11 protein-coding genes are annotated in these 12,615 nt (G+C 60.8%); 9 read left to right on the top strand and 2 right to left on the bottom strand.

What is annotated here, in order from left to right:
* Positions 1-37: 37 nt before the first annotated feature.
* The 5 genes from K2Q04_RS00265 (at position 38) to K2Q04_RS00285 (ending at position 4,908) form a co-directional block, all read left to right on the top strand.
* Entirely contained in the window at positions 38-985 is a 948-nt protein-coding gene (locus K2Q04_RS00265; RefSeq protein WP_092869137.1) for an acetyl-CoA carboxylase carboxyltransferase subunit alpha, read from the top strand.
* Between the two features lie 238 nt (positions 986-1,223).
* A complete protein-coding gene (locus K2Q04_RS00270; RefSeq protein ID WP_291157704.1) occupies positions 1,224-2,126 on the top strand; it encodes a murein L,D-transpeptidase family protein in 903 nt (300 codons plus the stop codon).
* A gap of 24 nt (positions 2,127-2,150) precedes the next feature.
* Positions 2,151-3,050, top strand: coding sequence for a murein L,D-transpeptidase family protein (locus K2Q04_RS00275; RefSeq protein WP_291157707.1), 900 nt, complete (start codon positions 2,151-2,153; stop codon positions 3,048-3,050).
* A gap of 70 nt (positions 3,051-3,120) precedes the next feature.
* The gene (locus tag K2Q04_RS00280; RefSeq protein WP_291157709.1) at positions 3,121-4,176 is read left to right on the top strand and encodes a murein L,D-transpeptidase family protein; all 1,056 of its coding nucleotides are present in this window, start codon (positions 3,121-3,123) and stop codon (positions 4,174-4,176) included.
* 162 nt (positions 4,177-4,338) lie between these two features.
* Positions 4,339-4,908 carry a TIGR00645 family protein gene (locus K2Q04_RS00285; protein ID WP_291157712.1) on the top strand — a complete coding sequence of 190 codons (570 nt, stop codon included), beginning with the start codon at positions 4,339-4,341 and terminating at the stop codon, positions 4,906-4,908.
* A 116-nt stretch (positions 4,909-5,024) separates the two neighbouring features.
* On the opposite strand, the gene secA is transcribed toward K2Q04_RS00285, so the two are convergent.
* Complete coding sequence (gene secA, locus K2Q04_RS00290) at positions 5,025-7,976, bottom strand: preprotein translocase subunit SecA (RefSeq protein ID WP_291157715.1); 2,952 nt, start codon at positions 7,974-7,976, stop codon at positions 5,025-5,027.
* A gap of 413 nt (positions 7,977-8,389) precedes the next feature.
* Here secA and K2Q04_RS00295 point away from each other — a divergent pair, with 413 nt between their 5' ends.
* From K2Q04_RS00295 to mutT, 4 genes are all read left to right on the top strand, one after another.
* The gene (locus tag K2Q04_RS00295) at positions 8,390-9,319 is read left to right on the top strand and encodes a peptidylprolyl isomerase (protein WP_291157718.1); all 930 of its coding nucleotides are present in this window, start codon (positions 8,390-8,392) and stop codon (positions 9,317-9,319) included.
* 94 nt (positions 9,320-9,413) lie between these two features.
* Complete coding sequence (gene argJ, locus K2Q04_RS00300; RefSeq protein ID WP_291157721.1) at positions 9,414-10,661, top strand: bifunctional glutamate N-acetyltransferase/amino-acid acetyltransferase ArgJ; 1,248 nt, start codon at positions 9,414-9,416, stop codon at positions 10,659-10,661.
* 14 nt (positions 10,662-10,675) lie between these two features.
* Entirely contained in the window at positions 10,676-11,335 is a 660-nt protein-coding gene (locus K2Q04_RS00305) for a thiopurine S-methyltransferase (protein WP_291157724.1), read from the top strand.
* Positions 11,332-11,754, top strand: coding sequence for an 8-oxo-dGTP diphosphatase MutT (gene mutT / locus K2Q04_RS00310; RefSeq protein WP_291157727.1), 423 nt, complete (start codon positions 11,332-11,334; stop codon positions 11,752-11,754). Before K2Q04_RS00305 ends, mutT begins: the two co-directional genes overlap by 4 nt.
* On the opposite strand, the gene K2Q04_RS00315 is transcribed toward mutT, so the two are convergent.
* Positions 11,717-12,613, bottom strand: a complete 897-nt coding sequence (locus tag K2Q04_RS00315) for a methyltransferase domain-containing protein (RefSeq protein WP_291157730.1) — start codon at positions 12,611-12,613, stop codon at positions 11,717-11,719. The genes mutT and K2Q04_RS00315 overlap by 38 nt on opposite strands.
* Positions 12,614-12,615 lie beyond the last annotated feature (2 nt).

Here is a 12,615-nt window from a genome sequence, read left to right on the forward strand (position 1 = left end):
CAGCAGAAAGCCAAGTTCCGTGAACGCTACGACCGCATTGCGTACCTACCTCGACTTCGAAAAGCCGATCCTCGAGCTTGAGAACAAAGTTGCCGAGCTCAAGGCCATGCAGACCGAAGGCAAGGGTCCGCACATCGCTGACGAGATCACCAAGCTCGAGCAGAAGGCGAAGGCCGCTCTGGCGGATACCTATGCCAAGCTCACGCCCTGGCAGAAGACGCTGGTTGCGCGGCATCCGGAACGGCCGCACGCGCTCGACTTCATCGGTGGCCTCATCGAGGAATTCACGCCGCTCGCGGGCGACCGGTATTTCGCCGAGGATGAAGCCATCGTCGGCGGCATCGGCAAGTTCCGAAACAGATCAGTCGTCGTTCTCGGACACGAGAAGGGCGCCGATACCGAGCAGCGCATCAAACACAATTTCGGCATGGCGCGCCCGGAAGGCTACCGCAAGGCCGTGCGGCTGATGGAACTCGCCGAACGCTTCAATTTGCCGATCATCACGTTCGTCGACACACCCGGCGCCTATCCGGGCATCGGGGCGGAGGAACGCGGACAAGCAGAAGCCATCGCGCGGTCGACGGAATGCTGCCTGCGACTTGGCGTTCCGATTGTCACCGTGATCGTCGGCGAAGGCGGTTCGGGCGGTGCGATCGCCATTGCGACGGCCAACCGGATTCTTATGCTCGAGCACGCCATTTATTCGGTCATCTCACCCGAAGGCGCCGCATCGATCATCTGGCGCGACAGCAACAAGAAAGAAGAAGCCGCGACCAACATGAAGATCACGGCGCAGGACCTCGATCAGCTCGGGGTCATCGACGCGATCGTGAAGGAACCGACGGGCGGCGCGCATCGCGACCGCGAATCAGTAATTATCGCGACCGGTAACGCGATTGCCCGAATGCTTTCGGAGTTCGACGGCAAATCGGCCGAAGATATTCGGGCTCAGCGTCACGAGCGGTTTTTGTCGATAGGGCGCTAGTCGCGCACGGAATTCCTGTCTGACATTCCGTCCAGCGGGGCCTACCCGCCCACTGTGACGCCGCATTTGGACACGATACTTGAGTTGACTCGGATCTTCTCCGATTTCAGTAATCGTTTGAGTTCATTGTGCTAACAGTCCGCCAGCCCGCGGCACGGGGAATTTGTTTGTTCGGGACGGGAAGGGCGTATTGGTGGGAACCAACACTGGCTCAACGATGAGAGCCGTTGTGCTGCTCATGACTACAATCGCCGCCGCGATGCTCGCGGCGTGCTCGAGTGCGCCCACAATTCCTCCGCCATCCGAAGTGCCGTTGTCGAACGAAGCACTGTCTCTCCTCGCGAAGAAGGGCATGCAGCCGGGGTCTCCGGTTTTCGTGCGGGTCTTCAAGGAAGAATCCGAGCTCGAAGTCTGGAAGCAGCGCGACGACGGCCGCTTCTATCATTTCAGGACCTACCCGATCTGTAATTGGTCGGGCGAGATCGGGCCGAAGCAAAGCACCGGCGACCGGCAAGCCCCTGAGGGCTTCTATACGATCACGCCCGTCCTGATGAACCCGAACTCGAAATTCTATCTGTCATTCAATCTCGGGTATCCCAACGCCTTTGACCGGTCTTGGGGCCGCACGGGCGATTCCGTCATGGTGCATGGCAACTGCCGCTCGGCCGGCTGCTACGCGATGACAGACGCCCTGATGGAAGAGATCTACGGGCTTACGCGCGAATCGTTGAAGGCAGGCCAACCGAGCTTCCAGCTTCACGCTTATCCGTTCCGCATGACAGAGGCGCGGATGGCCAGAGAGAAGTCCAACAAGTGGTATGGCTTCTGGAAAACCATGAAGCAGGGATACGACTACTTCGAAAAGTACCGCATTCCGCCAAGCATCACTGTCTGCGAACGCCGGTACGTTGTCGACGCCGTTGCCCGCAGCCGCCCCGATCCAGCTGGGCGTTGCCCGGCGTTCGATCGGCCCTTCGTCACGGCCTTTACGCCATTGCCGGAGCCTGCTCAGATGGATGTAGCGAGCGGCAACAAGCTCAAGGGAATTGCCAATCCCGATAACGAACCCTCGCTCGCCGAGATCAAGACTGCCAAGCAGCAGCAGAGTCCGCAATCGTCCCTTGCGAACGCGGCGAACTGATCCTTCGGCGTCGCGGGCTCTTCAATGACAGACAAAAGCGCGACCTCGTCCAAATCGCGACAGCCCCGGCGACGCCGGGTGGGCAAGGTGCTCGGCTTCAGCACCGTGCTTTTGGCGCTCGCTGCAGTCGCGATTGTTTCGGTGCCGGTATGGCTGCCGAAACTGCCGGGCGGCGACATTGCACTGATCAAGTACGAGCGAAAACTGCGGCGGCTTCGCTGGGATTTCGGTCTGCCTATGTCGGGTGAGCCGGATCTCGCGAACTATTCCGAGCGGCTCAAGAGCGCCGGCGTCGCCGAGGGCGCACCAGTGCTGATCAGGATCTTCAAGAGGGAATTCGAGCTCGAGCTCTGGATGCAGCGCGACGGTGTGTTCCGCCATTTCGCGACGTATCCGATCTGCCGCTGGTCGGGTGTTCTCGGGCCGAAGCTGCGAGAGGGCGACAGCCAGGCGCCGGAAGGCTTCTACACGGTCGATTCCTCGGCCCTCAATCCCAACAGCCGCTGGTACCGGTCGTTCAATCTCGGCTATCCGAACGCCTTCGATCGCGCCCATGCCCGGACCGGATCGCTGATCATGGTGCATGGCGGCTGCGCGTCCATCGGCTGCTTCGCGATGACAGACGCGCAGATGCAGGAGATTTGGAAGCTCGTCACCGCGGCCCTTTCGGGCGGGCAAAAGCGATTTCAAGTCCAGGTCTATCCGTTCCGGATGACGGACAAGCGGATGAACGGGCATGCCCAGAGCCCCGCTCTCGACTTCTGGAAAAACCTGAAGGCTGGCAATGACCTGTTCGAATCAAGCATGCTGCCTCCGAAGGTGAATGTTTGCGGGGGTAAGTACCAGTTCGCGCCTGGGGAAAAGGGCTCCGCCGACGCCTCTACGATCGGCGACAAGTGCGTCGGCGAAGACGCCAGAAGTTAACCGTTCAAAGCGTCGCTTATCTCGCCAGTGTTGGCGAAAAGTCACTTCGAATTGCGTGCTCGGGGCGTTAATGTTCCGTTCGCGAGAGGGCAAGGTACTCGGTCGCAAGTCCATGGTGTCGTACGGTTCAACGCGTCTGAAGCTCGTCGCGGCGATGATCCTCGGTCTCGTCGCGATCAGTCATGCCGTGATTGACCCAGCGAACGCGCTGACAATCGAACTCAAGGACGTTGCCGCCGATCGCGTTGAACGCCAGCGTGCAGCTGCGACGGGCGCGCTGCCGCTCCCCGGAACTCCCGACGTCGGCGTGCTGCAGCAGCGCTTAAAGGAAAAGGGCGTGACGCTATCGTCGCCCATCCTCATCCGCATCTTCAAAGCCGAATCCGAGCTAGAGGTCTGGAAGCAGAAGGATGACGCCTTCATCCTGTTCGCGACCTATCCCATCTGCCACTGGTCGGGCACGCTCGGGCCGAAGCTTCGGGACGGCGACCGGCAGGCTCCCGAAGGCTATTACACGGTGACGCGCGCGCAGGCGCGGCATGTGGGGCGTTGGCCGGTGTCGCTCGATATCGGCTTTCCCAACATCCTCGATCAGTCACAGGCGCGGACCGGGTCCGACATCCTCATTCACGGTGGATGCTCGTCAGTCGGCTGCTTCGCGATGACGAACCCGGTATCCGAAGAGATCCATCAGCTGACGATAGCTGCGATCGATGCGGGAGAGCAGCTCGTGCCGGTGCACATCCTGCCGTTCCGGATGACGGATGCGAACATGGCTGCGCAGAGTGCGTCGCCGTGGTCGCCGTTCTGGAACAATCTCAAGGACGGTTACGACGTCTTCGAGCGCACAAAGCGTCCTCCGCAGGTCGGGGTGTGCAGCGGCCGCTATATATTCCGCGAGGCGCGGGCAAAAGAATTGCCAGGTCAGCTCGACGCCTGCGGCCCGACGATCGCGTCCATCCGCGAGCAGGATCAGTGGCTCGCCAACGTGCCGCCGCCCTCGCGTGTTGAGCCCAAGGCTCAGGCGCAAGCGGCTCAGTCGACGGCGCCGCCCATTCCGCAAATTCAGACGAGCCTCGAAAGTGATGCGCCCCCGCCCATGTTCTCGTGGCGGCTTATTCGCTGACTTTGCCGCGCAGACACATAGTGCCGCTAACTGTAGCTGGTGCTTGTGATTTTGCCTCGCAATCCTACTTAAGTTAGCGCCTAGTCGCCGCACTGGCGGGCGCTTGCCTTGCGTGGCCAACGTTGCGATAGAGCAGATAAATTCACGGATTGGGGATCATCGATGGCCGAAAAAACAATTGCGAAGCGCGTAGAGATCGTCCTGGAGGGCTGGTTATTCAGCTCGCGCTGGCTGCTCGCGCCGTTTTATTTCGGCCTTGCACTGTCGCTCATCATTCTCATGATCAAGTTCCTGATGGAGCTTTTTCACCTTGCGGCCATGGCGTTCACGTCAACAGAGTCCGATGTGATCCTTGGCTTGCTGACGCTCGTCGATTTGACGCTGACAGGATCGCTGCTGATCATCGTCATCTTCTCGGGATATGAAAATTTCGTCTCGAAGATGGATCATTCGGACGACGGCGACCGGCCGGCCTGGATGGGAACGATCGACTTCGCCGCGCTGAAGCTCAAGATGCTGTCGTCGATCGTCGCGATCTCTGCCGTGCAGCTGCTCCGTCAGTTCATGTCACTCACCACGGTCACGCCGGAGCGCGAGAAAGAGCTGATGTGGCTCGTCATCATCCACGTGGTGTTCGTCGTTTCGAGCGTGCTCTTGGCGTTGTCCGACCGGATCGCGGGCGGCGGACATGACGAACCGGCGACGGAATCGACGAAGCCCTCAGGGCATTAAGGCACTACGGCGGGCAACCGCCAGGCCCGGGTTCGAAGACAGCGAGCTTCGGGGTGGCAAGACGCAAAAACAAAAAAGGCGCCATCCGGCGCCTTTCTTTTTTACTGATCTCCCGATCAATCCATCTTGCCGTGGCAGTGCTTGTATTTCTTGCCTGAGCCGCAGGGGCAGAGAGCGTTGCGCGAAACGCGGCCCCAGGTGGCGGGGTCCTTCGGATTGACCGCGCCCTCGTTCTTACGACTCTGCAGCGGTGCACGCCTCTCGGGCTCGGGTCCCGCTGCGCGGCGTGCACGGGCGCCTTCAATGGCGGCGTCGGCCATCGCCAGCTCGGGATCGCGCTCGAACTCGTCGAAACCCGTCGTCGCGTCGACGTGGTGGGCCTCCATCGGCGGCAGGTCGATGGGCTGCAGCGCGGGCTGATCCTCGGGTGGCGCCAGTTCGACGTGCATCAGCTGGCCCGTCACGTTTTCGCGCAGACGTCCAAGCATGCTCTCGAAGAGGATGAACGCTTCGGATTTGTATTCGTTCAGCGGATCGCGCTGACCGTAGGCGCGGAAGCCGATCACCTGACGCAAATGCTCGAGCGTCACAAGGTGCTCGCGCCAGAGGTGATCCAGCGTCTGGAGCAGCACCATCTTCTCGATCTGGTGATAGAGCTCCGGTCCGAGTTCCTTGGCTTTTTCCTCCGCCTTGGCGTCGGCGGCGGCCTTGATGCGTTCCTTGATCTCTTCGTCGGCGATGCCTTCCTCGGCAGCCCAGGCGTCGATAGGAAGATCGAGCGCGAGGACATCGCTGACCTGTTCGTAGAGGCCCTTCGTGTCCCACTGCTCGGCATAAGCTGCCGGGGGAATGAAGCGCGTGACGTATTCGTCGATCAGCTCATTGCGAAGCTCGACGACCGTCTCGGAAACGTCCTCCTGGCCCATGATGTCGAGCCGTTGCTCGAAGATGACCTTGCGCTGGTCATTCATCACGTCGTCGTACTTCAGGATCTGCTTGCGGATATCGAAGTTGCGCTGCTCAACTTTCTTTTGCGCGGTTTCGAGCGACTTGTTCATCCATGGATGCGTGATCGCTTCGCCGTCCTTGAGGCCGAGCGTCTGGAGCACCTTGTCCATGCGCTCGGAGCCGAAGATGCGCATCAGGTCGTCATCGAGCGCCAAATAGAACTTGGAACGGCCAGGGTCGCCCTGACGGCCGGAACGACCGCGCAGCTGGTTGTCGATGCGGCGGCTTTCATGCCGTTCGGTCGCGAGCACGTAGAGGCCGCCGGCCTCGAGCGCCTTTTTCTTATTGGCGGCGACGTCGGAGACAAGCTCAGCGCGCTTGCTGCTGATCGCCGTCTCGTCGGGTGGTGTTCCCTTTGCCGTTTCTTCGGCGATCCAGTCGCGCAGGCGGAACTCGGCGTTGCCGCCCAGCTGAATATCGGTACCGCGGCCTGCCATGTTGGTCGCGATCGTCACGGCGCCCGGCTGACCGGCCTGCGCAACGATGCTCGCTTCCTGCTCGTGATAGCGTGCGTTGAGCACCTGATGCGGGATCGGGTCGCCCTTGCCCTTGGCTTCGGTCGCCAACTTGTTCAGAAGCGCCGCCGTATCCGTCAAATGCTTGCGGAGTTCTTCTTCCTTGCCGGGCTTGATGGCAGCTGCCTGCTCTTCAAGCTGCTTGGCAAGTTCCTTGAAATACTTGTGGTCCTTCAGAAGTTCCGAAAGTTGCTCAGACTTCTCGATCGACGTGGTGCCGACAAGGATCGGCTGCCCGCGCGTTCTGGCTTCCGCGATCGACTGCACGATAGCGGCGAGCTTCTCGCGCTGCGTCCGGTAGATCTCGTCATCCTCGTCGATACGGCTGACCGGAAGATTGGTCGGGATGTCGATGACGTCGAGCCCGTAGATGTCCATGAACTCGCTGGCTTCCGTCATTGCCGTACCGGTCATGCCGGCGAGCTTCTTGTAGAGACGGAAGTAGTTCTGGAACGTGATCGACGCGAGCGTCTGGTTTTCGGGCTGGATCTCGACCTTCTCTTTGGCTTCGAGCGCCTGATGCAGGCCTTCCGAATAGCGTCGACCGGGCATCATACGGCCGGTGAATTCGTCGATGATGACGACCTGGCCGCCTTTGACGATGTAGTCCTTATCGCGCTGGAACAGCTTGTGCGCCTTCAGCGCCTGCGTCAGGTGATGGACGATCGTGACGTTGTCGATGTCGTACAGCGTGCCCTTCAGGAGGCCAGCGGCTTCGAGCTCGCGCTCCATCTTTTCGTTGCCGGCTTCCGTGAACGAGACCTGACGCTGCTTTTCGTCGAGTTCGAAGTCTTCGGGCGTGACGATCTTCATCAACGCGTCGATCTGCTGATATAGATCGGCCCGGTCTTCCAATGGGCCGGAGATGATCAAGGGCGTGCGGGCTTCGTCGATGAGGATCGAGTCAACTTCGTCGACGATTGCGTACGTGTGCGGACGCTGCACCATCTCGGTGTAGTTCATCTTCATATTATCGCGGAGATAATCGAAGCCGAGCTCGTTGTTCGTGCCGTACGTCACATCGCAGGCGTACGCGATCTTGCGGGACTCATCGCTCATGTCGTGGATGATGCAGCCGACAGTGAGACCCAAGAAGCGATAGACCTGACCCATCCAGTCGGCGTCGCGCTTGGCGAGGTAGTCGTTGACTGTAACGACGTGGACACCTTTGCCGGTGAGAGCGTTCAGGTAAACGGGGAGCGTGGCGACGAGCGTTTTACCTTCGCCCGTTTTCATTTCGGCGATGTCGCCTTGATGGAGAACCATGCCGCCGATGAGCTGGACGTCGAAGTGGCGCTGGCCAAGCGTGCGCTTCGCCGCTTCGCGGACCGTTGCGAATGCCGGAACGAGCAGGTCATCGAGCGAGGCGCCGTCGTTCAGCTGCTGACGGAATTGCTCCGTGCGCGCTCGAAGCTCCTCGTCGGACAGGTCCTGCAGCTCGGGCTCGAGCGCATTAATTGCCGCCACGCGAGACCGAAAGCCTTTGACTCTCCTCTCGTTCGAGGAACCGAAAATCTTCGAAGCGAGATCACCGAACGAGAGCATATTTTTAGATCCGTCCTACAAAATTCGTCTTGGCCGCACCCCCTGGCACGGCCGGCTCAGTCTCTTGTCGCCGGGCAGCGTACAGCCAAAAAATGCGCGGCAAGGGCCTCCCCCGCCACGCCTGCGTCGACGTCCCCACAGCGCTGCGAATTGCGCGGTCGACACGGGCTTTAACGCCCGACCCGATTAGGGGCAGACATAAGAACTAGCCCCCCCGACTGTCAATGTTATGCGCTATTACGCCGACGTAAGGGATTTTCTTCCTGTGGCCAAGAATTAACTTGGTTTTCTTGCCTTGGCCCGCTATCGAAACCCGCTTGTTGGCCGCCTGCCGCGGTCTTGCCGTCGTTCCCCAAACGAGCTCTGAGACGGCAATTTAAGGGCCTCAACCTCCAACGCGGAGCCAAACGCTGATGAAGCGTATCACCCTCATTCTTATGACTTTCGCGCTCGCGGGCATGGCCGCACCTTTCACGGCGGTCGCCGAGGACAAGGTCGTCGCCACGATCGACGGCAAACCCATCACCGAAGGCGATCTTGCGGTGGCCGAAAGCGAAATCGGCTCAGACATGGGCACAATGCCGGCCGACCAGAAGCGGACGTCGCTGCTCGAATTTCTCATCGACAATCAGCTTTTTGCGGAAGCGGCCGAAGGCCAGAAGCTGAATGAGGGCGCCGACTTCGAGACGCGCCTCAACTATTTGAAGCGCCGCGCCCTTCGGGAACTCTATTTCGATAAGGTCATCAAGGCTTCGGTCAGCGATGCTGACGCGCGCAAGATTTACGACGATCAAGTCAAGCTCTTGAAGCCGGAAGAGGAAGTATCGGCGAGACATATTCTCGTTGCGACTGAAGATGAAGCCAAGGCCCTGAAAGAAAAGATCACCAAGGGCGCCGATTTTGCTGAGCTCGCAAAAGAAAACTCCAAAGATCCGGGCTCCAAAGAAGATGGCGGCAACCTTGGTTACTTCGGTCATGGGCAGATGGTGCCGCAGTTCGAAGAGATCGTCTTTAAGCTGAAGAAGGGTGAAGTCTCCGATCCGGTGAAGACGCAGTTCGGCTGGCATCTCGTGAAGCTCGAAGATCGCCGTACCAAGCAGCCGCCGGCGTTCGAGATCGTCAAGGACCGGATCGTCCAATCCCTGCTTCTGCAGAAAGCTCAGCAAACGGCCGTAGGCCTCCGCACGAAGTCGAAGATCGAGATCGTCGATCCGGAGATCAAGAAGATGGTGGATGCTCGCAATGCGGCGATCCAGGCCCAGTCGAAGCCGGCCGCTGAACCGGCGAAGGACGCCCCGAAGGATGCTCCGAAGGACGCTCCGGCAGAGGCCCCGAAGCCCTAAGCTTCCCCGCAGTCGAAAAGTTCTTGCTCGGGCCGCTTGATTATGGCGGCCCGATCTGTTTCAGGGAGCCTCGCACCCTCTCCGGAGATCCCTTATGAGCAAAGCTTCGAGCGTTTCACCGTTCGCCCCTAAAACACTCGCGAAACTGCCGAGTATCGAGGGCGTTGCCTTTGCGACTGCGGAAGCCGGTATTCGCTACAAGAACCGCACGGATCTCTTGCTCGCCGTGGTCGACGAAGGGACCTCGGTTGCGGGCGTCCTGACGCAATCGAAAACCGCGTCGGCTCCGGTGCTCACGTGCCGGAAGCACCTGAAAAAGGGGGCGGCGCGGGCGCTCGTTGTGAATTCGGGCAACGCCAACGCTTTCACGGGGAAAAAGGGCAGCGAGGCGGTCGACATCACGGTTGCGCATGCCGTTGAGGCCGTTGGCTGCAAACCGCACGAAGTCTTTGTCGCTTCGACCGGCGTCATCGGCGAGCCGCTCGACGCGGAAAAGTTCGCGCATCTTCTCGGGGATCTCGCCAAGCAGACCGAGCCCGACGCTTTCGAAAAGGCGGCGCGGGCGATCATGACCACCGATACCTTTCCGAAGCTCGCGACGCGGACCGCGCTGATTGGGGATACCGAAGTCACCATCAACGGCTTCTGCAAGGGCGCGGGAATGATCGCGCCCGACATGGCAACGATGCTGTGCTTCATCTTCACGGATGCCGCGATCTCGTCCGATACGCTGCAAGAGCTGCTGGCCGAGCACGCAGCGACGACCTTCAACTGCATGACGGTCGATGGCGACACGTCGACGAGCGACACCTGCCTCATGTTTGCGACCGGGAAGGCGGAAGCTCGCGGGCAAAAGCTTATTACGAAGGCCAAGTCGAAGAAGCTGCAGGCGTTCTCGGAGGCTCTCTACGACTTGATGCGCGATCTCGCGATCCAGGTCGCAAAGGACGGCGAGGGCCTTACGAAGTTCGTGACGTTCGAGGTCGGCGGCGCCAAGTCATGGCACGCGGCGCGGGCGATCGCGCTCTCCTGCGCCAATTCACCCATTCTCAAGACAGCGATTGCCGGAGAAGATCCGAACTGGGGCCGCGTCGTGATGGCGGTCGGCAAGTCCGGCGAAGCCGCTGACCGCGACAGGCTCGCGATCTGGTTCGGTCCCCACTGCGTTGCGCGCGACGGGGAGCGCGCCGCGGATTACGACGAGAAGACAGTCGCCGCGTACATGAAGAACCCTGAGATCGTCATTCGCGTCGACGTCGGGGTTGGCAAGTCGGGAGCGCGGGTCTGGACCTGCGATCTCACGCACGAATACGTATCGATCAATGCCGATTACCGGAGCTGAAAAGCTGAGAGCAAATGGATAAGGCGTTCTGGCACGAGCGCTGGCAGCGCCGCGAGATCGGGTTTCATCAGCAGCGAATCCATTCGCAGCTTTTGCGCTTCTGGCCGAAGCTTGGATTGCCCCAAGAGACGGCCGTTTTCGTGCCGCTTGCGGGCAAGAGCCGAGACATGGTCTGGCTCGCGACGCAAGGGCATCGCGTCATCGGGGTGGAGCTGTCGAACGTTGCGGTCCGCGAATTTTTCGAGGAAGGCGCGCAGGTCCCAAATCGCTCTTCGGCGGGCGCGTTCGAGATTTCGTCCGCCGGGCCGTTCGAGCTTTATTGCGGCGATTTTTTCGAACTCGATCCCGATGTCCTGAAGGACGTGGTGGCAGTTTACGACCGCGCCGCGCTCATCGCGCTGCCGCCGGAAATGCGTGCCCGTTACGCCGAGACACTCGCCCGGATCGTGCCGCGTGAGGCGATCATTTTCCTCATCGCGGTCGATTATCCCGAGGGTGAGATTTCCGGCCCGCCATTTCCGGTTTCACGCGACGAGGTTCAACGTCTTTACGCAGATACGTTCGAGATCGAAGTGCTCGAAACGCGCGATGGCCTCGCCGACAGCGACAACCTGAAGAAACGCGGCGTCACTCGCCTCGAAGAGACCGCCTACCTGCTGAGGCGGCGCGCATGAAGCCGTTGGTTCTCGTTGCCGCCGTGGCGCTCATCGACGATGACAAGCGGGTGCTGATCGCCCAGCGCCCGGCGGGAAAGTCAATGGCCGGCCTCTGGGAGTTTCCTGGCGGCAAAGTGGAGCCGGGTGAGACGCCAGAGGACGCGCTTTGCCGCGAAATCAAGGAAGAACTCGACATCGAGCTTTGCCGGACGTGCCTCGCGCCGTTCAACTTCGCGAGCCATGCCTACGAGAATTTCCACCTTCTGATGCCGCTGTATCTCTGCCGCACGTGGGAGGGCGAGATCGCACCGCGAGAGGGCCAGATCGTGAAATGGGTCCGGGCGCTCGATCTCAACCGCTATCCGATGCCGCCGGCGGACGAGCCGCTCATTCCCTGGCTCAGAGATCTTTTGAGCGGGGCTTCAGCACATCTTTGAGACTGACTTCGGCCGATCCCGGCCGCAGCGGTTTCTGCTGGCTTTCGTGGGGCACCCAACCGGTCAGCGTGACGATCTCGAAGGTCGCCGGGACGCGGCCGCCAGGCAGGCCAAAACGCTCTTGATAGATTTGCGCCGCCCGTAACAGCAGTGTGCGCGTCACCGGCGTGCGGCGGCGCTCCGTCAAGACGTTACTCGCACCCATGGCCTTGATTTCCTGCATCAGCGCAAGAGGCGAGGCGTAGGTCACTTCGACGAGGTCGCTATCGGCGACCGGCAGCGCGAAGCCCGCACGCTGGAGAAGGCCGCCAAGCTCACGTACATCGGCGAATGGCGCGACGCGGGGAGACGCGCCGCCGAGGACTTCGTCCTCAGCCAGAATCCAGGCCTCCCGCAGTTCTTTCAGCGTTTCGCCGCCGAGCAGCGCGCCGAGAAACAGCCCGTCGGGCTTCAGTGCGCGATTGATCTGGATGAGAGCACCGGGGAGATCGTTGACCAGATGGAGCGCAAGGCCGGACACCACGAGATCGAGGCTCGCCGCCGCGAACGGTAGTGCTTCCTCGTCGGCAACAACTTTCAAGCCGCCTGCGGGCATCAGGGTCGCTAGAGACGATTCGACATTAATGATCGTGCCGATCGCCGGGAGCGTCCGGAGCCGTTCGGCGACGAGCCCGTTATACGCACCCAGACTGACGGCAAGCGGAAAATCCCGGCGCACGAGCGAAAGGCGTTCGGCGAAATCGTCGGCCACGCGCTCGAGCAGAAAGTCGGGAAGTTTCGCGCCGCCGGTCGCCTTGGCGATACGATCGCGGCGTATTCTCATAAATTTGCGGTCGAAAATCTGCGGTGCGCCGGGCATCG

Source organism: Hyphomicrobium sp. (assembly GCF_019753045.1).
In the GTDB taxonomy this organism is placed as follows: domain Bacteria; phylum Pseudomonadota; class Alphaproteobacteria; order Rhizobiales; family Hyphomicrobiaceae; genus Hyphomicrobium_B.